Genomic DNA, 19,959 nt, shown 5'->3' on the forward strand with positions numbered 1-19,959 from the left:
ATGCTCATTTAATGCTCAAAAGTGGATGCTCAATATCTGATACATTGGACTAATCGATACTTTCGCATCCTATCACAATATCGTTAGATTTGATCACTGCATAAGCTTCTGCACCCTCTACTAGTTCTAGCTCCTCGGCTGACATTCTCGTGATAATCGAGGTTAATTCAACTTTGTGAACAATCTCTAACGTTACTTCACTATTAACAGCTCCAACGATAACTTTTTTGACAATACCTTTGAGAATATTCCGGGAACTTACTTTTAACGGGCGCTTAGAACTACTAACTTCTAACTCAACAACTTCAGTTGCTGCTTTTTCCACCCTAGCCACCTGCTTGGTTGGTATTGGTTTTGGTGGTGGGGATTCCTGATGAAGTCCGCGCACAAGCTCCCGCAAAATCTCTGTTTTGGTGCGCTGAGACTGTTGGCAGAACTCCTCCAGAATCTTACGCTCCTCTTCTGATGTTTGAAAAGTGATCCATCCTTGTTCTTTTCTTGGCATAATGTTACCAATTCAGTTGGTAAATATCGGAACTATCGTCAGTACGATCCTACCAAGCGTCTATCCCTTAAAGAAGGATCTATCTAAACACGGTTATCTTATGAAACGAAGAGACATTCTCGCCTTTATTAGTGTAGCGATCGCTAGCTGGTTTCTAGCCATTGGTTTACCATTAGTTACACCTGAGCCTGTAGCAGCACAATCAAACGTCAACTTACTGGTGTCTGCGGCTGCTAGTCTCAAAGATGCACTAGAAGAAATTAAGCCTCTCTACCAACAGAGTAAAGCCAATGTCAACATTAGTTATAACTTTGGTGCATCTGGGGCGTTGCAACAACAAATTGAACAAGGTGCGCCAGCAGATATTTTTATCTCGGCGGCTAAACGTCAAGTAGATGCCTTAGAGCAAAAACAACTACTAGTTCCTGGGACTCGTAGTATCTTAGCGAAAAATCGCCTAGTCTTGGTTGTTCCGAAAAACGTCAGTGGTGTTACTAGCTTCTACAACTTAAAGGATGAGAAAATTAAACGAATCGCCATTGGCGAACCCAGAAGTGTACCGGCTGGGCAATATGCTGAACAAGTTTTGCAAAAATTGAAACTCCTACCACAAATCAAGCCGAAGTTAGTCTATGCTAACAATGTGCGGCAAGTTTTGGCCTCGGTAGAAAGCGGTAATGCCGATGCAGGTTTGGTTTACGTCACTGATGCCAAAATTTCTGACAAAGTGAAAGTTGTAGTTGCAGCTGACGAAAAATACCACTCAGCAATTATTTATCCTTTAGCTGTAGTCAAAAGTAGTAAAAATATTGATGCTGCCAAGGAATTTGCCCAGTATCTAGCAACTAGCTCACAAGTTAAAGCTGTACTCAAAAAATACGGTTTTATTGTGTCTTAATAGTTAGGAATGGTAATGGGTAATGGGTAATCCTTTTTCATCTCAGATTTAACTGTGCGATCGCATCTGGAGGCAATGACAGCCAGTTGCAATAAAGTTGTAGGTTAGGTGGAGGCTTTGCGTAACCCAACATTCTAATCTCGGTTGGGTTAAGCGTAGCGCAACCCAACCTACGCCTAATGCACTACTTTAGTCTTGCCACGCCACTACGTATCTGTTCAAAAATCAAGTAGTGATCCCATATACGATAATAATATCTTATAGAGTCAAAGGAGATATCTATGGCAAAAAATTTCATACAAATATTTTGATCTGTGGAAGATTCAATCAACTCTCTGAAAATTTTTACTGTCTATTGTTGTTCTTCAGGAGCTTGTTGCAGGAGCGCAAGACGAGGCTGATTTGAAAGCACTAACCATTGCACGTCGAGAATATGAGAAATCCTAAAGGCTGCTCATCCCTACGGCAGAAGATTGGTGAATTGTAGGAAAAGTGGGATGTTTAGCTGGCATCTGGCAGAATTTGTCGCAACACCTCTTCATTGACAGAAGGGAGAATAGTGTTTATTTTTTGCATAACTCCAGTTTTCAAGATACGTATGACAGTTTCTAAAGACTGAATATCATCTCGAAATGATAGCTTTTGTTCAGAAACGTGAACGCCTTCGGGTTCTCGAATAAACATTTCTGCTGAAATAAAACTGAATAATGTAAACTTCACTATCTCTGATGAAATTTCTCCACTTAATGCAGTAACTATTTCCTCGATAGCCGTTCCAAGATCAACTTGACGAACTGGATTTCTAACAATCCAATTTGAGATTGCGTATAAATCTTCCGGCGACGGAAGGCGATAAATAGGTGACCCTGATGCCAAAATTGATCGATATGTATCAACTGAGTGAATTTCTCTGGAGTTCAGATCAGGTAAAACTTCGCTTCCTTTAGGAACTGAACTGCGAAGAGCTAAGATCACTTGTGAAGGAGGAATACGTGCTATGCATAATTCTGACCCTTGACATACATATTGCATATATTCAATGAATCTGGCAAAACCTAGTTGAATAGGCTGAAGTCCTGGAATTATATAACTGATTGCTTGTTGTATAACTGACAAATAAATCCCAGAACGAGCTAAGTCTGATTGGCAGAATCGATCACTAGCATACCAATTTAATATTTCTTTTGTTTTCACTACAATATCTTCCGATGAAGAAGATGTTGTCCGTTTAACTTGATTGATGAGGCGAGAGTTTCGCGGATCAAACCCATCAGATTGCTTAATGGTTAAAGTTTGAAAGCTTGCTCTATATTGATGTTCTTCTTCATCTGGGTCTGTTATCCAAACAAAATCATCACAAACAGCTTGAAAAGTTTTATTAGTCGCATTCCTGTAAGCGCAACCAATTACAGTTTTTCCATACTCATGTAATTTTTTGGCAAGAGCAGCAAAACCACCATCTCCTGAGACAATAACAAACACTTCTAAAGATGGACGAACGTGAGCTAAGTCAATAGCATCAATAGCAAGTTGAATATCTGCCGCATTTTTCTTCTGTTCCCGAGAAAATCCAAAAACTTGAATTGGATCTATGCCAAGCTCATTGATTTCTCCACGCATGACTGAAAGGCGAGAATCGCTCCAATTTGCATATGCTCGCTGTACGGCAATTTGCCCAAGTTTTTCAGTTTTACGAATTGATTCAAGAATCTCCTCTAAAGATAAATTTGCAATCATTTGCTGTGAAAAACTATACCCTTTTAATAGATTCTCAATATCATAAAAAATTACCGTGTTGAATTTCATCAATACAACCTCGTTTCTATTTATTAGTTCTACTTAAAATAAAATACTCACTGATTTCTTTCAAGCACTACTCTAAGCAGGGACTAAGTCATCTAAAGGTCGTGTTCAGCAGCGCTTACCTAATAGAACATCTCACTGAAAGCTTAGAACCAGAGATGTGGAAAGCTTGAAGGTGCTAATGGATTTACACTAATGGCATATATTTTGCATGAATTTTTAACACCTAAAATAGTACAAAGTTAACACCCTAGATACGCTCTAGCCTCTAGCCTGATTACGGAAAACCAAAGAAACTGCGTTGATAAAATTGCAATCGACCATAACCGAGAAATTGACTGTGGGTTTTTTCGCCTGGAGGCGAGGCTGTAACTCCAAATAGATAAACTCCGGCCACGGAGGGATTTTGCCAAGGTTTTAAACCAATGGTGATAGTTTTGCCAGGAGGTACTGGAGGGTCAAATATTACAGATAATGTTCTAGTTTTATTTTCCCTGGTGACATCTTTTAAGCCAATTTTCTGACCTTTACGGGAACGTGTACCTTCAAAGGCAAAACTTTTTTCCAAGTCGAAGCGAATATCATCTACTCCTTCGTGCTGATTAATCGTGATCTGTTGTAGGGGTTCGCTGGCGTTTTCTGGTAGGCTGACGGTGAAATAATAGGTTGCACTCCAAAAATTGACTTCATTATAGGTTGTTGTCACTTCCACAAGCCGTGGTGGTTGGACAAAATAGACTGTACCATCTTGCAATTGAATTGCTTGACTTTGGTTGATAGTACAACTTTTGAGAATGACTAAGGTGGCGATCGCTCTACCCAATAAAACTGCCAGGCGCATAGCTCTACCCGTGTTAGCAATTAGATATTAATTATACCTTGGTTAATATATTAAGTATTCTCCAATAAATTTAATATTTATTATTAATACATTGCAAATATCATCGTCAATGTAAAAGATAATTGATATCTGTTGTCAAAGTTACTATTGACGCGACAAACTAAAGATACAACCCCAGCAATTATTCTTATGAATGCTATTTCTAAAGTTGAATTCAAGCACCCAAGTTGGCAAACTGCTATCTTGTTTGCTCTTGGCTTTTGGCTGAGTGCTAGCCTTGTTTTAGATTGGGTAATTATGCCTAGTCTATATCTGTCAGGGATGATGAGCCAAGCAGGTTTTACTACAGCAGGTTATGTGATTTTTTGGGTTTTTAATCGCTTGGAATTATTATCTGCGGCTGTAGTCTTGACTGGCGTACTGGTTTGGCGAAAAACTCATGACCACAACAACATTAACGGTATGATTTCTGCTTTGATGCTGTTAGCGATCGCTCTATTAAATACTTACTTCTTCACTCCTCAAATGTCGGCTGTGGGAGTGAATCTGAATTTATTTGCTACAGCATCGACAATTCCTGACCAAATGAATCTACTACATGGCGGTTATTTTTTCCTAGAAGTAACCAAATTAATAGTAGGCGGTACACTTTTTAGCTGGTGCTGGCGACAGTCTTAAAGTCAGACAACGAAAGTCCAATGAATAATGCAAAAATTGCCTACCAAGCGTGTAAATCCAACTGGTAGGCATTATTTATTTATATTTTTTTGCTTGACTTATTTTTATTGTTCTGCTTCTGGTGATTCCTCAGACTCTGCTTGATTAAATAACAATAGCCTAGCAGCGAGGATAGCAAACCCTACCGCAGCGATCGCTTTTAATATGCGCGTAGGTAAAAGTTCAGCTACAGCACCCCCAGCTAATGCACCTAAAAAGCTGGTTAAGAGTAACGCCGCCGCACTACCAAAGAATACTGCACGCACAGACTGACCACGACCAGAAAGTGCGATCGCTGCTAACTGACTCTTGTCACCTAGTTCTGACAAAAAAACCGTAATAAAACTTAATCCTAAAAGATGCCAATCCATAATACTTGGGAGTGAGGGAGTAGTGAGTGCTGTTAGCGGAAGCGGGGCGTTTAGCCCGTGCTGAGTAGGGAGTGGGGGAGTGCGGGAGTAAATAATTTGACTATTAACTATTGACTATTGACTATTGACTAATGACCAATGACTAACTGTGCAATACATCCCAAAACAAAGTGAGAGAAATAAACAACAGCATGATTCCTGCTGATTTGTCCAAAGTTTTGGCACTGAAGCGCTTAGATACCCAGCTACCCAATAGCACACCTAACAAACTAGTGGTAATTAATGCTGCTCCAGAACCCAGAAAAACTACCCAAGGCGAGTGAGACTCTGCACTCATCAATAGAGTTGATAGCTGGGTTTTATCACCAATTTCTGCTAAAAAGATAGTTACAAAGGTAGTAGCAAAAACAACAATTGCTGAATCCTGTTTTTTTGGACTATCGGTAACAACAGGCTCAATTGGCTCAATAATAGTAGTGAGTGGAGATTCATCACTATCTTTTAATTCTAGCTGGCTTACAGTTTTAGAGATTTCAGCTAGGGTTGCAGGTGCAGAGTCAAGTTTCACAGGCAGTAGTGCTAAATAGTTTTCATATTTTTCTCATTTTCTCAGATTTTTGTGATCAATTGCAACCTATCAAATAAGTTTCTAATAAATATGGGCTTTTCAAATCACTTAATTACATTAGGTAATTATCTAGCAGGAGAATTTGATAATCGAGAACAAGCCATGTCTGAACCTGTTTGGTTTGTTCACTTGCGTCTTTGGCAAAGACCAGTTGATTTATTTACAGACGATAGCTTTACTCTATTTGCCGAACAAGCGAATATAGTCAATTTAGATCGTCCTTATCGCCAACGCATTCTGCGATTAATGCCTCATCCTGATTCAGAAAAGTTGTTACGTGTACAGTATTACATGATTAAAGACCCTAGTGTTGTCATTGGTGCAGGTCGTAATCCCAGCTTACTGAAAACACTAACTCTAGATCACTTAGAACTACTACCTGGTTGCATTCTTATAGTTAATCAGCACGCAATCACACCTAACAATTACCAATTTATCGCTACTCCCCCTCCAGATGTATGTTGTACATTCACCTATTTGGGTAATACGGTGCAAGTTGCGTTAGGTTTTGATGTGACAGAGGTAGAATTAAAAACTTACGATAAAGGAATTGACCAAGAAACAGGCAAAGCAACTTGGGGAGCAATTACAGGGCCCTATCACTACACCAAGCGGGAACAGTATTAAGTGCTGAGTAGTGAGTGCTGAGTGCTGAGTAGAAGTCGGAAGTCGAATGACTATTGACCAATGACTAATGACTATTGACCAATGACCAATACTCATAACTCAGCACTCTTTACTTTCTTAACTAGCAATACTACGGGGTACACCTTCTAAAGCTTCCTCTTCAGTCTCGAAAATTTCAAAGACTGTATCCATCATAGTTACTTCAAACACGAGTTTTGCTTCTGGGTGAACGTTACAGATGCGAAAGCTACCTTTTACTTTATCAGCATCACGCATCCCGGCAACCAGAGAGGTAAGACCAGAACTATCTATAAAGTTTACCTGGCCAAGATTCACAACTACATGATGGCTGAGTTTAGAAATACACTCTTGTAATTTTAGGCGAAATTGCCAAGCAGTTGTGATGTCTAGGCGACCTGCTGGTGTCAAGACAATAACGGTGTTACTGTCTTGAGTTGTATAAGTGGTCTGTTCTATATGAATCACTAAACTTTCCTTTGACACTCATCTCAAGTTTGACTTTGGCTGGGTTAGTCCTGGAATTGATGAGCAAGAGAAAATTTCTTGGCAACAATTTTTACTTACCTCTCAACTAAAAATTAGTTGGAAAAAGTAGTAATTTATGTAACTCACCAAATACAGGACTATTTAAGTACCGAAACTCAATATTAACAAGCTGCTGCTAAAAACAGCACCTTTTAACTAGGTGCTTACTTTTAGTAGTTTAACTCACCAAAAACCAGGTGAGTACCCAGACACAAGTACTGAAATGAAGAAGACAAGGAATTTTTTGCCAGTATATTGATGAGTCTGTCTTGGTAAAGCAGCGTCAGATCCTATCCTACTGGAGGGCATAGAGTTAATTATTGGGGAAATTGAGAATCTCCCCATCTGCTGAGAACTAATGATTGGGTGTCCAGTTGCTCCAATCTTGAGGCTTGAGGAATGTATCATACAACTCTGCTTCTGGGGAATTTGGTTCTGGTTGATAACCGTATTCCCAACGGACTAGAGGTGGTAAAGACATCAAGATAGATTCAGTACGCCCGTTAGTTTGTAAGCCAAAAATTGTGCCTCGGTCATAAACCAAGTTAAATTCGACGTATCTACCGCGACGATAAAGTTGGAAATTCCGTTGGCGATCGCCATACTCTATCCCATGACGACGTTCTACAATGGGAACATAAGCAGGTAAAAAGGCTCTGCCCGAACCTTGGATAAAGCTAAACAAGTCTTCCCAATTGCGGGGTGCGGGTTCTCCTACTTGGTTACTATAATTGGCAGCTTCGCCTTTGGGGTTGGGGCCACGATACAAAACACCTTGGCCATCTTGGTAATCGAAAAATAGACCACCGACACCTCTGGTTTCATTACGGTGCTTGAGATAAAAATATTCATCACACCAGCGCTTAAATGTTGGGTAATATTCTGGGTGATGTTGGTCACAAGAATGCTTCAAGGTGTTGTGGAAATGGGCTGCATCTTCGGCAAAGGGGTAGTAAGGTGTTAAGTCAGCACCACCACCAAACCACCACACAGGGCCGGCTTCAAAATAGCGATAATTGAGGTGAACTGTTGGTACATAAGGGTTACGGGGATGTAACACCAGGGATGTACCTGTAGCGTAAAAGCGGTGTCCCTCAGCTTCAGGACGTTGAGCTAAAATTGAGGGTGGTAGATGGGAACCCCAAACTTCAGAAAAATTTACACCAGCTTGTTCAAATATTGCCCCATCACGTAGCACACGCGATCGCCCACCACCGCCTTCTGGACGTTCCCAACTATCTTCGTGAAATTTACCTACACCATCGAGTTCTGCTAAGGCTTGTGTAATCTCATCTTGTAACTGTTTCATAAAATGACTGACTCTAGCCTTCGCATCAGTCGCTGGCAAAGATGGTGATAATTTGGCTTTGACAGTTGGGGTTTGTGAGTTGATTACCATAGATTCCCGAACCTAAGTGAGATTTTCTTTGAGAACCACAAATTTTTAGTTTAAAAAATTTGTGGGCAGCACGAGCCAAAAATCAGGCTCAAATTGCCCAAACAGTTTTTTAGTTGTTAAAAACGTTTACATGATTAATGGGCATGATTAAAGTTATTTTCCCTCAAATGCGTATAGGCTTGTATATTGACTAAGTTTTTGTTGTACTTCTTGATAGAACATCAGACTCTGGTGAACTAGTCTACAAATACCTTGGCAGTGAGGTCACGCTTTCAGGTTTTCAACGAACTGTGTACAAATGTGCTGCTGTACGGATTTATGGTGATACCTTACAAATTTGGGTTTCAACTCACAAGCGATCGCTTTATCTTTCTGCCTAATTGAGGTTTACTATGCTGAGGGCAATTTTAAGCAAATGTTTTTCCGGGTTGAACCATAGTAGCCAAGCATTCCAGAGTTGCCAACAAGTGTGTAGCGAGGAGGATTAGGCAAATGAGATCGTGGTTATCCAAATTCGTTCACCGCAAACGCCGTAAATTTCGCGTTTCTCTGGCACAGACGTATCGAGAAATTAGTTCTGCTACCGTCGATGAACTGTGGCAAAAGGTAGTAGATTTAACAGATGTTTCCTGGCATCCATTATTGAAAAGTACTAACGTCCCCTACGGCTTAGTACCCAAACCAGGATTAATTTATCAAGCTGTAACTCGCTTTTCCCCTATTCCCATCCAAATTTTTGTCGAACGTGTCAACCCCAGGGAATTACTCAGTATCCGAGTCATGGCTATCCCTGGGGTAGAAGAACGGGTGACATACCAAGTAGAATCTACAGTCTGCGGTACTTGTTTATCTTACTCAGTGACATTACGTGGTTGGTTATCGCCCCTAATTTGGTCATTTTCTCGCCCTTACGCAGATCGTGTGGCACGTTCTCTAGTGGAAGCAGTCGAAAAAGCCGCATTGCAAGCAGTTTCAGCCAAGAAGAAGCCGTTTAATGGGATTGGGGATTGGGGATTGGGGATTGGGGATTAGGGGACAAGGGGACAAGGAGAAAATTACTTAATTACTCTTTCCCCCCATCTCCCACTCTCCCCATCTCTCCATTTTTAGTTCCTAAAGAAAGTTAAGATTTTATGAGGTGTTAATAAAATATCTTTAAATTCTATTACGCCGATCTTAGAGGAAACACTAAGCAACTTATTGCTGACATTTTGAATTTTCGTTTTGAATTTTGAATTTTTATGTACGATGTTCTTGATGCCCAATCTGTTTTAGAAGTTTTGCGACCAGTGCAAGATCCAGAATTGCGGAAAAGTCTGGTAGAACTGAACATGATCCGCAATGTCAAAATTGAGAGTGGTAGGGTGAGTTTCACTTTGGTTTTGACTACACCGGCTTGTCCGTTGCGGGAATTTATTGTCGAAGATTGCCAAAAAGCGGTGAAAAAGCTACCTGGGGTGATTGATGTGAGTGTGGATGTGACAGCAGAAACACCCCAGCAAAAAAATGTACCCGATCGCAACAACGTCCCTGGAGTCAAAAATATTATTGCTATCTCCAGTGGTAAGGGTGGTGTAGGTAAAAGCACGGTAGCTGTAAATGTGGCTGTGGCTTTGGCGCAAACAGGAGCAAAAGTCGGCTTACTGGATGCGGACATCTACGGGCCCAATGATCCCACAATGTTAGGGCTAGCTGATGCACAAATTGTCGTGCGTTCCACGGAAAAAGGTGAGGTTCTCGAACCTGCTTTTAATCATGGCGTGAAATTGGTTTCCATGGGCTTTTTAATTGATCGGGATCAGCCTGTGATTTGGCGGGGGCCAATGTTAAATGGAGTAATTCGCCAATTCCTCTATCAAGTGCAGTGGGGTGAACTTGATTATTTAATTGTGGATATGCCTCCAGGCACAGGAGATGCTCAGTTAACCTTAACTCAGGCAGTGCCAATGTCAGGGGCTGTGATTGTCACCACACCGCAAAATGTGGCGTTGTTAGATTCGCGTAAAGGTTTGCGGATGTTTCAGCAAATGAACGTGTCTGTTTTGGGAATAGTAGAAAACATGAGTTACTTTATTCCTCCAGATATGCCAGGCAAACAGTACGATATCTTTGGTTCCGGTGGCGGCTCTAAAACAGCAGCCGAGTTGGGTGTACCTTTATTAGGCTGTGTACCTTTGGAGATTTCCACAAGAATCGGCGGTGACAATGGTGTGCCTATAGTAGTAGCTGATCCTAATTCAGCCTCAGCAAAAGCCTTAAAAGCGATCGCTCTAGCAATTGCAGGTAAGGTGTCAGTTGCGGCTTTAACATGAGGGAATAGTCAATAGTCATTAGTCATTAGTCAATAGTCAATAGTCAATAGTCATTAGTCATTAGTCAAAACTCAGCACTCCCTCACTCCCTCACTCAGCACGGGCTAAACGCCCCGCTTCCGCTAACAGCACTCAGCACTCTCTCACTCACTACTCTATAAAACTTACACAAATGTTGTTAAAACGATCGCTCCCCAAAATTCGCTGGAAGTCTTGGGTTAAGCCTTGGCAACAGGTCGATTTGCTACTATTTTGTTTGCCTGTAGGAGTTAGCATTTTTGGCGGTTTGATGATTCTCAGTACAGAACTCAAACAGCCTGTGACAGACTGGTGGTGGCACTGGTTGGTTGCTGGTATCGGTACTTTGATCGCTTTATTTATTGCTCGCTGTCGTTACGAAAACTTGCTGCAATGGCATTGGATAACTTATGCACTAACAAATCTCAGCCTGATTGCGGTGATGATTGCTGGGACTAGTGCTAAAGGCGCTCAAAGGTGGATCAGTGTTGCTGGCTTTAATGTCCAGCCTTCTGAATTTGCCAAAGTGGGGATCATCATTACATTAGCAGCCTTATTACACAAAAGTACGGCGGCTACCTTACCGAATTTTTGCCGGGCTTTAGCCTTCACTGGATTACCTTGGTTGTTGGTATTTGTCCAGCCGGATTTAGCAACATCACTGGTGTTTGGGGCGATCGTTTTAGGGATGTTGTATTGGGCAAATGCTAACCCTGGTTGGTTAATCCTGTTAATTTCTCCCATAGTCGCAGCAATTTTGTTTGGTACACACTGGCCGTTATCAGCACCATTAGTCTTATTTAAAGAAATAGCTTTGGGGCCTTTAGGGATAATTTGGTCGTTGGCTATGGGGATTGTCGGTTGGAAAACTCTCCCTTGGCGACGGTTTGGCATTGCGGGTATTGGTGCTTTCTCGCTGAATATGCTAGGTGGAGAATTAGGAGTATTTGCCTGGAATCATGTCCTTAAAGACTATCAAAAAGACCGTCTGACCACCTTTCTCCGTCCAGGAGAAAACCTTTTGGGGGCTGGCTACCATCAACACCAATCTCGAATTGCCATCGGTGCAGGGGAAGTGTGGGGTTGGGGTTTGTTTAAGGGGCCGATGACACAACTGAATTTTGTCCCGGAACAGCACACTGACTTTATTTTCTCGGCTGTCGGTGAAGAGTTTGGTTTTATCGGCTGTTTAGTCGTTTTATTTGTCTTCTGCTTGATTTGTTGGCGATTACTGCACGTAGCGCAAACAGCCAAAGATAATTTTGGTTCGCTGTTGGCTATTGGTGTTTTATCAATGATTGTGTTTCAGTTAATCGTCAATGTCGGTATGACTGTGGGTTTAGCACCTGTAGCCGGTATTCCTCTACCGTGGATGAGTTACGGACGTTCTGCGATGTTGACCAATTTTATTTCTCTAGGAATAGTCGAATCGGTGGCAAATTTCCGTCAACGACAGAAGTATTATTTTTGAGTCAAGGGTCAATAGTCAATAGTCAATGGTCAATAGTTGAAAAAGCTAGACTAGGGATTGATGATCAGTATTAAGCTATTTACAGGAGTAAACAAGGTTAAAAATCATGATTCTACCTGGAGCAACAGTTCGCGTAAAGAATCCGGCAGACACATATTATCGCTACGAAGGACTGGTACAACGGGTAACTGACGGTAAAGTCGCTGTTCTATTTGAAGGCGGTAACTGGGATAAACTCATCACCTTTCGCCTATCAGAACTAGAACCTGTAGAAATCACCCCCGGTAAAAAGAAAGGAAAGTAAATTAGTCATTGGTCATTGGTCATTAGTTCTGACTGTGATTCAGATCCCCGATTTCTTACAGTAGTTGGGGATCTTGCAACCCCAACACAAAGACTTCCTAATTACGAATTACGAATTACGTAGCTTGCTTCTCGCCTTTGGCGAGTATTACGAATTATATAAATGCGTCTCCCCTTACCACAGTTTAATAGAAGCGATCGCTCTCCTAGCCACATTGCCGAGGTGGTGGAAACTACAACTACTGAATTTTTAGCACAGTGTTTAGAACCAGAAGACTTAAGCTTTCCATCTATGCCGCCGTTTGGTAGTTGGGTGTGCGCTGTGGATGAAGAGTCAGGTAATCAAGTCTATGCTGTGGTGTATCATGCTACTACAATGCCTGTGGATTCTGTGCATAGAGCAGTAGCGATGGGGTTGTCGTTGCAAGATTTGCGCGAAGAACAACCCCAAATATTTGCTATGCTCAAGACAGAATTTCGAGCAGCGATCGTTGGCTTTGAGGGCGATCGCAAGATGTATCAGTATCTACCACCCCGTCCGCCACAAATCCATCAAGCAGTACACCGTTCCGAACCGGAAACCATAGTTAAATTTACGGAAGAATTAGATTTTTTGCGGACTTTGCTGTCAATTAACGGCGCACCAGTGGATTCTTTAGCCGCAGCTACTATTCGTGAAGTCTACCAGTTACGCAAAGCTGACCGTGAATGGTTAATCAAAGCTGGACGCACTCTTAGCATACTCCTAAAAGATGACTACGATCGCCTACGGTTTATTTTGAGTCAAATCCACCCATAGGTATGGGCATCCGCTTTGATTACTAAACTGATTTGCTTAGTGAGGCAATAGGCAATAGGCAATAGGCAATAGGCAATAGGCAATAGGCAATAGGGTTCTAGAAAATGAATATATACTGAATTTTGTATACGTAAGCGTAGGCTACACCAACAAAAATCTAATCAGAGTACTCTAGTTAATTATCATTGATTGCCTAATAAAAGCTAGAGGCTACAGTTTATCTCATGTAATTGGGAATTACCATAACTTGCGTAATTACGTAGCTAGCTTCCGCGTAGCGGTATTACAAATTACGAATTACGTAGCTTGCTTCTCGCCTTTGGCGAGTATTACGAATTACGAATTATATAAGTGCGAATTTATGGAACACATATTACCAGTTCTTGCTCTAGAACCAGCTTCTCAAGTTCTTGGACAGGAACCTATTGTTCCTTTTGCAATTTTATTGATAGTCATTTTAGTTGTACCTATTCTGTTTGAGAGACTGAGATTACCAGGAATCGTTGGGTTAGTTTTTGCTGGGTTAATATTGGGGTCATCTGGTTGGAATCTCTTACCAGCAGCATCGCCAATGATGAGATTGCTATCAGATATTGGTTTAATTTATTTGATGTTTGTTGCCGGTTTAGAGGTTGATATTGAACTAGTACGGCGGCGCAGTAACCGTGCATTGGGTTTTGGTGGCTTTAGCTTTAGCATTCCTTTTGTTATCGGCACTTTTATTGGCAGAATTTTTAACTTTGGTGGGAATACTTCTATATTATTAGGCTCTTTACTCGCTGCTCATACCCTTGTGGCATACCCCATTATTAATCGTTTGGGAGTAGTCAGTAATGCAGCTATCACCAGTACAATTGGTGCTACAGTTTTTACCAATGTTAGCACATTATTAGTATCAACTATTTGTGTTGCCATATCACCAACTGGAGTATTTAATGTAGCCCAAATACTTACTCTATTTGGTTGGTTAATTATTTATACTGCTGTGATTTTAGTCGGGATTGATTGGGCTGGTAAAGAATTTTTTCGCCGTTCAGGAGACGACGAAGGAAATAAGTTTTTATTTGTGATTCTTTCCGTATTCCTGGCGGCTGTGGTAGCTCAATTTATCGGCATAGAGAAAATTTTAGGAGCATTTTTAGTAGGTTTAGCCGTCAATGAAGCTGTAGGGGAAGGGCCAGTTAAAGAAAAGGTAGTTTTCATTGGGAATGTTTTATTTATTCCGATTTTTTTCGTTAACTTGGGGTTGCTGATTTATCTACCTAGTTTAATTAATAATTTTTATATACTGAAGTTAAGTTTTTTAATTGTTGTCGCCTTAATTGGCAGCAAATTTATTGCTGCATGGTTAGCAAAATTTGTCTATGGCTACAGTTGGCAAGAAATGTTGATCATCTGGTCGTTATCCATCCCGAAAGTTACGACAACATTAGCCATAACTTTCGTCGGATATCGAACAGGTTTACTATCACTGGCAGTTTTAACTAGTGTCGTAATTTTAATGTTAGTAACTGCAATATTGGGGCCTTTACTAACTAATCGCACAGCTGTAGCTTTAACTTCTACCCAAGTGACAGAACCAGCGACTCTTACCTTATCCCCACAACAGGTAAGAGAAACCCATGATAGTGATTTTACTATTGTTGTCGCCGTTTATAATCCCCAGACTCAGCAATATTTAGTCGAGATGGCAGCATTACTGGCACGCCAAGCCCAGGGTAAAATTATCCCACTAGCGATCGCTCATGCAGCAGCGCAAATGGATGCACCCCAATTAGAATCCTCTGTACAAAGGTGTGAGCGTTTACTCGCCAGAGCCACAACCCAAAGTCAAGCTTTAGGTGTAGAAACAAAACCACTGCTACGAATTGATGATGCTTTTGCACCGGGAATTAGCAGGGCTGCTAGAGAACAACAGGCTAATTTAATCGTCATGGGTTGGGGTAAACGTACTGGCTTAAGGGCGCGATTATTCGGCAATGTCATTGACAGTGTACTTTGGTCTTCCCATTGTCCCGTAGCCGTGACACGTCTGGTAGATTCACCTAACAAAATTCAACGCATCTTAGTCCCAATAGAAAACTTAATCTCCCCAAGCTTACAGCCTGTGCAATTTGCCCAGATGTTAGCTGAAGCCAATCAAGCGCAAGTGACTGTATTAAATGTATGCGATCGCCGCACCAGTTCCAGTAAAATTGCCAGTAGGCGATCGCAACTGTCTGTGATGGTATCTAAGTTAGCTTTGCCAAATCCCCCAGAAATCCAAATTATTGCCCACGACAACGTCGCTCAAGCAATCTTGCAAGCCGCACGCCTATATGATTTAGTCGTTTTACCTTTTATACGCAATCAAACGAACCCAAGCGGATTAGCAATCAGTGATGTCACAACCCAACTAGCCAGACAACTCACCTGCTCCATTATCATGCTAGGCGAACCACAGCACGTACAAACAGACCTCATCACCTCAGAGGATTCTCATAGTACGGCCATAGTGGGGAATAGTCAATAGTCATTGGTCATTGGTCAATAGTCAATAGTCATTAGTCATTAGTCATTGGGCATTAGTCATTGGTCATTAGTCAGCACTCACTCCCTCACTCCCTCACTCCCTACTCCCTCACTCCCTACTCAGCACTCAGCACTCCCCCACTCCCTACTCAGCACTCCTATCAAATTGCTGTGCTACTCTATCAAGACTTTATTTTGTTGAAGATTTGATGAATTCTAGGTTAAAAAGACACAAATATTTAATGATGTTTGTTATTTTGCTAGATGAATTAGCCAAAATCTTAAGGAAAATGTAACAAGTAACAATACGTAGTTAAACTAATTTTCTAGAGAAATTTGGAATTACTCATCTTCGTGCTGTATTGTCATATCTGAGCTGTGTAGTTTAAAACCGATATCAAAAGCCACTAGTAATATCTGTAAATAACTGGGGAAATATGAGAATTTTGGTGACTGGCGGTGCGGGGTTTATTGGTTCCCATCTAATTGACCGACTAATACCTGAAGGACATGAGGTAGTTTGCTTAGACAACTTCTATACAGGTCATAAACGCAACATCCTCAAATGGATAAATCATCCCAACTTTGAACTCATCCGCCATGACATCACCGAACCAATCCGGTTAGAAGTAGATCAAATTTATCATTTGGCTTGTCCAGCTTCCCCAGTACACTATCAGTACAACCCAGTCAAAACCGTTAAAACTAACGTTATGGGAACACTGAATATGCTAGGGCTAGCTAAACGTGTCAAAGCTAGATTTTTCTTAGCTTCAACTAGTGAAGTATACGGTGATCCGGAAGTTCATCCTCAAACAGAAGAGTATCGAGGTAACGTCAATCCTATCGGCATCCGTTCATGTTATGACGAAGGGAAAAGAATTGCCGAAACCCTGGCATTTGATTATTACAGACAAAATAAAGTCGATATTCGCGTTGTCCGCATATTTAACACCTACGGGCCAAGGATGTTAGAAAACGATGGGCGAGTAGTTAGTAATTTTATAGTTCAGGCTTTGAGAGGTACACCCTTAACTGTATACGGTGATGGTTCACAAACTCGCAGTTTTTGCTACGTTTCCGACTTAGTGGAAGGATTTATCCGCCTGATGAATAGCGACTATGTCGGGCCAGTGAATTTGGGAAATCCTGGTGAATACACGATTCTAGAATTAGCTCAAGCTGTGCAAAATTTGATTAATCCCGATGCACAGATCAAGTTCGAGCCGCTACCTGCTGACGATCCCCGTCGTCGTCAACCAGATATCACAAAAGCAAAAACCTTGTTAAATTGGGAACCTACCATTCCTCTGCAAGAGGGGTTAAAACTGACAATAGAAGATTTCCGCGATCGCATCAAAACTGCCGTCTAGGAGCAGGTTTCCCAGAAACCTGAGCATTACTTTCAGCTACCAGTTGAGAGTAGTGCTACCCCCACGAGTGTAAGTGTTAACTTGACTACTTTTTGTGTTAAAAATAACCCCAAGTGAGGAGTTAAACAAAATGCGTGTTTGTGTAATAGGTACTGGTTACGTTGGCTTGGTTACAGGTGCTTGCTTGGCTCACATTGGACATGACGTTATTTGTATAGACAATAACGAGGAGAAAGTCAAAATCATGAAAGCCGGTCAGTCACCGATTTTTGAGCCGGGACTTTCCGAAATCATGCAGTCAGCTATCCAGAATGGGAAGATAGAGTTTAGCACAGATTTGGCAGCAGGAGTAGCCCACGGCGAAATCTTATTTATTGCTGTTGGTACACCGCCTTTACCCACCGGTGAAAGCGATACCCGTTATGTGGAAGCTGTGGCTCGTGGTATCGGTGCTAACCTCAATGGTGGTTATAAAGTAATTGTGAATAAATCTACAGTACCCATCGGTTCAGGTGATTGGGTACGGATGATTGTTCTCGATGGGATTGCAGAACGCCAAAAAACCCTCGTCACAGCCGGTGGTGGAGCTGTTGATGATAAACTACCTGAGCTTGTGCCTCAGTTTGATGTAGTTAGTAACCCAGAGTTTCTCCGCGAAGGTTCGGCTGTATACGATACCTTTAACCCCGACCGGATTGTTTTGGGAGGTAATAGCCCCAGAGCGATCGCCATGATGCAAGAATTATACGCCCCCATAGTCGAGCGTAAATTTGCGGAAAACAAATCTTTACCTGCTGTACCCATCTTGGCAACAGACCTGAGTTCAGCCGAGATGATCAAATACGCCGCTAACGCCTTCCTAGCAACAAAAATTAGCTTTATTAACGAAGTTGCTAACATATGCGATCGTGTTGGTGCTGACGTTACTCAAGTAGCCAAAGGTATTGGTTTAGACTCCCGCATCGGTAACAAGTTTTTACAAGCTGGTATCGGTTGGGGTGGTTCTTGTTTCCCCAAAGACGTAGCTGCACTAATTCACACCGCCGATGACTACGGCTACGAAGCCCAATTAATGAAAGCGGCTGTCAGCGTCAACGAACGTCAACGCCTCATTGCTCTAGAAAAACTCCAACAAGTCCTAAAAATCCTCAAAGGTAAAACAGTTGGTTTACTCGGTCTGACCTTCAAACCCGATACCGACGACTTACGCGATGCACCAGCCCTCAACCTCATTGAACAACTCAACCGACTAGGCGCTAAAGTTAAAGCCTACGACCCCATCGTTTCTCAAACGGGAATGCGTCATGGTCTATCTGGTGTACTAGTAGAAACCGATGCCGAACGCTTGGCTGATGGCTGCGATGCTCTCGTACTAGTCACCGAATGGCAACAGTTTAGCACCCTAGACTACGTGAAGATGGCACAACTGATGAGCCACCCCGTAATTATCGATGGTCGTAACTTCCTCGACCCCGAAACAATGGTACGAGCTGGATTCCAATATGTAGGTGTTGGTAGATAGGGAACACTGTTGGTGATTAAGTACATACCATAACTAAATTATTCTCGTACCGCCTAGAACTTTTTAGGCGGTTTTTTGTTTGTCATAGTTTGGTATTAAAGTCAACACCTATCCAAGTCTAAGGCAATGGGAGAGCGATCGCCCCAACCAACTTAGCAAAAAGCTCAAGCACCCACTAAACCTGCTCAAAAGTTGTTTTAAAATCATTCTCAATTATTGTCTGCATTCATCACTTTTTAACTATCAAATATCAGAATCAGGATTTTATACAAAATCTACTGAAAAATAACTTTTTTTATCCTCCTAAAGGATATTTTGCTCAAGCGATAACCGCTATATCTTTAGTGCAGTTGCAATTTAAAAATGCAAAGAGCGCAATAGAATTTTTGTCAAGCTTACTCTGATAAAAATATCAAATTTGCTTTAAAACAACTAAACCAAAAACAGAGTAATAGCAATTGCTAACTAAAATCACTAAGAACTATACAAAATATTATGGCTCTAATTACTCCTGGACATAGTGTTGTACTAACTCGTCCATATCAATTTTCTTATCTAGACGAAGAAAGAATTATTGAGAAATATCTGAACCAACTTAATTTAGAGCATAGATATTGTGTAGATATAGCTGCTAGCGATGGTGTAGCCATGTCTAATACTCTTTTTTTATTCCAACAAGGTTGGTCAGGATTAGCCGTAGAGTGCGATCATAAAACATTTGCGGCTTTAGCTGCTAATTACAGTAACTTTTCAAATGTTTCTCTTAGTAAATCAATGGTGACTCCAGATAACATTCTTGATTTATTACAAGCCTATCAAGTACCGCAAAAATTTGGTTTTTTAAACCTAGATATTGATGGTTATGAATACTTTGTTTTAGAGCAAATTCTCAGCAAATTTAGACCTCCATTGATATGTACAGAAATTAATGAAAAAATCCCACCTCCTCTGAAATTTACAGTCAAATGGGATTCTAGCTATATGTGGGCAAGTGACCATTTTTTTGGTCAAAGTATCTGTCAACTATATCTTTTATGTGAAAAATATGATTATTCATTAGTAGAGCTACACTACAATAATGCCTTTTTGATTCCTAAAGAAATTAGTTCTTGTCCTTCACTAACACCAGAATTTGCTTACACAACAGGCTATCTTCAGAAACCAGATAGAAAAGAAAAATTTCCTTGGAATTCAAACATTGAGGAAATATATAATCTTTCACCGGAAGAAGCAGTACATTATGTAAATAAACTTTTCTCTAAATATGTAGGTAAATTTAATTGTTACATTTAAGATATAAAACAATAATAATCAC

Annotated in this window: 19 protein-coding genes; 12 read left to right on the plus strand and 7 right to left on the minus strand. The window is 41.1% G+C overall.

Going from position 1 to position 19,959, the window contains the following annotated elements; all coding sequences use genetic code 11:
• Nucleotides 1-49 precede the first annotated feature (49 nt).
• The gene (locus FD725_RS04495) at nucleotides 50-505 is read right to left on the minus strand and encodes a molybdopterin-binding protein (protein ID WP_179047016.1); all 456 of its coding nucleotides are present in this window, start codon (nucleotides 503-505) and stop codon (nucleotides 50-52) included.
• 100 nt (nucleotides 506-605) lie between these two features.
• Between FD725_RS04495 and modA the strand changes: the two genes are divergently transcribed.
• On the plus strand, nucleotides 606-1,403 hold the full coding sequence (modA, locus tag FD725_RS04500; RefSeq protein ID WP_179047017.1) for a molybdate ABC transporter substrate-binding protein: 798 nt from the start codon (nucleotides 606-608) through the stop codon (nucleotides 1,401-1,403).
• 501 nt (nucleotides 1,404-1,904) lie between these two features.
• Here modA and FD725_RS04505 read toward each other — a convergent pair.
• Complete coding sequence (locus tag FD725_RS04505; protein ID WP_179047018.1) at nucleotides 1,905-3,209, minus strand: NYN domain-containing protein; 1,305 nt, start codon at nucleotides 3,207-3,209, stop codon at nucleotides 1,905-1,907.
• 274 nt (nucleotides 3,210-3,483) lie between these two features.
• Complete coding sequence (locus tag FD725_RS04510; protein ID WP_179047019.1) at nucleotides 3,484-4,047, minus strand: DUF2808 domain-containing protein; 564 nt, start codon at nucleotides 4,045-4,047, stop codon at nucleotides 3,484-3,486.
• Between the two features lie 189 nt (nucleotides 4,048-4,236).
• Here FD725_RS04510 and FD725_RS04515 point away from each other — a divergent pair, with 189 nt between their 5' ends.
• The gene (locus FD725_RS04515; RefSeq protein WP_179047020.1) at nucleotides 4,237-4,725 is read left to right on the plus strand and encodes a DUF4149 domain-containing protein; all 489 of its coding nucleotides are present in this window, start codon (nucleotides 4,237-4,239) and stop codon (nucleotides 4,723-4,725) included.
• A 104-nt stretch (nucleotides 4,726-4,829) separates the two neighbouring features.
• Here FD725_RS04515 and FD725_RS04520 read toward each other — a convergent pair whose 3' ends face one another.
• Together FD725_RS04520 and FD725_RS04525 are read right to left on the minus strand one after the other, a co-directional pair.
• Nucleotides 4,830-5,135 (minus strand): TMEM165/GDT1 family protein, encoded by a 306-nt coding sequence (locus tag FD725_RS04520; RefSeq protein ID WP_179047021.1) that lies wholly within the window; start codon nucleotides 5,133-5,135, stop codon nucleotides 4,830-4,832.
• A gap of 142 nt (nucleotides 5,136-5,277) precedes the next feature.
• Complete coding sequence (locus tag FD725_RS04525) at nucleotides 5,278-5,703, minus strand: TMEM165/GDT1 family protein (RefSeq protein WP_179047022.1); 426 nt, start codon at nucleotides 5,701-5,703, stop codon at nucleotides 5,278-5,280.
• A gap of 90 nt (nucleotides 5,704-5,793) precedes the next feature.
• On the opposite strand from FD725_RS04525, the gene FD725_RS04530 reads away from it, so the two are divergent.
• Nucleotides 5,794-6,390 (plus strand): chromophore lyase CpcT/CpeT, encoded by a 597-nt coding sequence (locus FD725_RS04530; RefSeq protein WP_179047023.1) that lies wholly within the window; start codon nucleotides 5,794-5,796, stop codon nucleotides 6,388-6,390.
• Nucleotides 6,391-6,507: 117 nt separating this feature from the next.
• On the opposite strand, the gene FD725_RS04535 is transcribed toward FD725_RS04530, so the two are convergent.
• Both FD725_RS04535 and hemF read right to left on the minus strand, forming a co-directional pair.
• Nucleotides 6,508-6,876: an STAS domain-containing protein gene (locus tag FD725_RS04535; RefSeq protein ID WP_179051420.1), complete on the minus strand. Its 369-nt coding sequence runs from the start codon at nucleotides 6,874-6,876 to the stop codon at nucleotides 6,508-6,510.
• A 415-nt stretch (nucleotides 6,877-7,291) separates the two neighbouring features.
• Nucleotides 7,292-8,335 carry an oxygen-dependent coproporphyrinogen oxidase gene (hemF, locus tag FD725_RS04540; protein ID WP_179047024.1) on the minus strand — a complete coding sequence of 348 codons (1,044 nt, stop codon included), beginning with the start codon at nucleotides 8,333-8,335 and terminating at the stop codon, nucleotides 7,292-7,294.
• Between the two features lie 492 nt (nucleotides 8,336-8,827).
• Here hemF and FD725_RS04545 point away from each other — a divergent pair, with 492 nt between their 5' ends.
• The 9 genes from FD725_RS04545 to FD725_RS04585 all read left to right on the plus strand — a co-directional run bounded on the left by FD725_RS04545 (nucleotide 8,828) and on the right by FD725_RS04585 (nucleotide 19,937).
• Nucleotides 8,828-9,367 carry an SRPBCC family protein gene (locus FD725_RS04545; protein WP_179047025.1) on the plus strand — a complete coding sequence of 180 codons (540 nt, stop codon included), beginning with the start codon at nucleotides 8,828-8,830 and terminating at the stop codon, nucleotides 9,365-9,367.
• Nucleotides 9,368-9,576: 209 nt separating this feature from the next.
• A complete protein-coding gene (locus FD725_RS04550; protein ID WP_179047026.1) occupies nucleotides 9,577-10,647 on the plus strand; it encodes an Mrp/NBP35 family ATP-binding protein in 1,071 nt (356 codons plus the stop codon).
• 172 nt (nucleotides 10,648-10,819) lie between these two features.
• The gene (rodA, locus tag FD725_RS04555) at nucleotides 10,820-12,136 is read left to right on the plus strand and encodes a rod shape-determining protein RodA (protein WP_179047027.1); all 1,317 of its coding nucleotides are present in this window, start codon (nucleotides 10,820-10,822) and stop codon (nucleotides 12,134-12,136) included.
• Between the two features lie 106 nt (nucleotides 12,137-12,242).
• Nucleotides 12,243-12,440: an NAD(P)H dehydrogenase subunit NdhS gene (locus tag FD725_RS04560; protein WP_179047028.1), complete on the plus strand. Its 198-nt coding sequence runs from the start codon at nucleotides 12,243-12,245 to the stop codon at nucleotides 12,438-12,440.
• Nucleotides 12,441-12,602: 162 nt separating this feature from the next.
• Entirely contained in the window at nucleotides 12,603-13,238 is a 636-nt protein-coding gene (locus tag FD725_RS04565) for an HAS-barrel domain-containing protein (RefSeq protein ID WP_179047029.1), read from the plus strand.
• A 361-nt stretch (nucleotides 13,239-13,599) separates the two neighbouring features.
• The gene (locus tag FD725_RS04570; protein WP_179047030.1) at nucleotides 13,600-15,750 is read left to right on the plus strand and encodes a cation:proton antiporter; all 2,151 of its coding nucleotides are present in this window, start codon (nucleotides 13,600-13,602) and stop codon (nucleotides 15,748-15,750) included.
• 436 nt (nucleotides 15,751-16,186) lie between these two features.
• Nucleotides 16,187-17,122, plus strand: a complete 936-nt coding sequence (locus tag FD725_RS04575; protein ID WP_179047031.1) for a UDP-glucuronic acid decarboxylase family protein — start codon at nucleotides 16,187-16,189, stop codon at nucleotides 17,120-17,122.
• Nucleotides 17,123-17,252: 130 nt separating this feature from the next.
• The gene (locus tag FD725_RS04580; RefSeq protein ID WP_179047032.1) at nucleotides 17,253-18,644 is read left to right on the plus strand and encodes a UDP-glucose/GDP-mannose dehydrogenase family protein; all 1,392 of its coding nucleotides are present in this window, start codon (nucleotides 17,253-17,255) and stop codon (nucleotides 18,642-18,644) included.
• Nucleotides 18,645-19,139: 495 nt separating this feature from the next.
• Nucleotides 19,140-19,937, plus strand: coding sequence for a hypothetical protein (locus FD725_RS04585; protein WP_179047033.1), 798 nt, complete (start codon nucleotides 19,140-19,142; stop codon nucleotides 19,935-19,937).
• The last annotated feature ends 22 nt before the right edge of the window (nucleotides 19,938-19,959 follow it).

Origin of the sequence: Nostoc sp. TCL26-01 (assembly GCF_013393945.1) — a bacterium.
In the GTDB taxonomy this organism is placed as follows: domain Bacteria; phylum Cyanobacteriota; class Cyanobacteriia; order Cyanobacteriales; family Nostocaceae; genus Trichormus.

What these genes read in the sequence shown, in the direction of transcription:
- FD725_RS04505 (WP_179047018.1), bottom strand. Translation starts at nt 3,209, where the DNA reads ATGAAATTCAACACGGTAATTTTTTATGATATTGAGAATCTATTAAAA.
- FD725_RS04510 (WP_179047019.1), bottom strand. Translation starts at nt 4,047, where the DNA reads ATGCGCCTGGCAGTTTTATTGGGTAGAGCGATCGCCACCTTAGTCATT.
- FD725_RS04570 (WP_179047030.1), top strand. Translation starts at nt 13,600, where the DNA reads ATGGAACACATATTACCAGTTCTTGCTCTAGAACCAGCTTCTCAAGTT.
- FD725_RS04580 (WP_179047032.1), top strand. Translation starts at nt 17,253, where the DNA reads ATGCGTGTTTGTGTAATAGGTACTGGTTACGTTGGCTTGGTTACAGGT.
- FD725_RS04520 (WP_179047021.1), bottom strand. Translation starts at nt 5,135, where the DNA reads ATGGATTGGCATCTTTTAGGATTAAGTTTTATTACGGTTTTTTTGTCA.
- modA (WP_179047017.1), top strand. Translation starts at nt 606, where the DNA reads ATGAAACGAAGAGACATTCTCGCCTTTATTAGTGTAGCGATCGCTAGC.
- FD725_RS04530 (WP_179047023.1), top strand. Translation starts at nt 5,794, where the DNA reads ATGGGCTTTTCAAATCACTTAATTACATTAGGTAATTATCTAGCAGGA.
- FD725_RS04565 (WP_179047029.1), top strand. Translation starts at nt 12,603, where the DNA reads ATGCGTCTCCCCTTACCACAGTTTAATAGAAGCGATCGCTCTCCTAGC.
- FD725_RS04585 (WP_179047033.1), top strand. Translation starts at nt 19,140, where the DNA reads ATGGCTCTAATTACTCCTGGACATAGTGTTGTACTAACTCGTCCATAT.
- FD725_RS04550 (WP_179047026.1), top strand. Translation starts at nt 9,577, where the DNA reads ATGTACGATGTTCTTGATGCCCAATCTGTTTTAGAAGTTTTGCGACCA.
- FD725_RS04515 (WP_179047020.1), top strand. Translation starts at nt 4,237, where the DNA reads ATGAATGCTATTTCTAAAGTTGAATTCAAGCACCCAAGTTGGCAAACT.
- FD725_RS04495 (WP_179047016.1), bottom strand. Translation starts at nt 505, where the DNA reads ATGCCAAGAAAAGAACAAGGATGGATCACTTTTCAAACATCAGAAGAG.
- FD725_RS04545 (WP_179047025.1), top strand. Translation starts at nt 8,828, where the DNA reads ATGAGATCGTGGTTATCCAAATTCGTTCACCGCAAACGCCGTAAATTT.
- hemF (WP_179047024.1), bottom strand. Translation starts at nt 8,335, where the DNA reads ATGGTAATCAACTCACAAACCCCAACTGTCAAAGCCAAATTATCACCA.
- rodA (WP_179047027.1), top strand. Translation starts at nt 10,820, where the DNA reads ATGTTGTTAAAACGATCGCTCCCCAAAATTCGCTGGAAGTCTTGGGTT.
- FD725_RS04575 (WP_179047031.1), top strand. Translation starts at nt 16,187, where the DNA reads ATGAGAATTTTGGTGACTGGCGGTGCGGGGTTTATTGGTTCCCATCTA.
- FD725_RS04560 (WP_179047028.1), top strand. Translation starts at nt 12,243, where the DNA reads ATGATTCTACCTGGAGCAACAGTTCGCGTAAAGAATCCGGCAGACACA.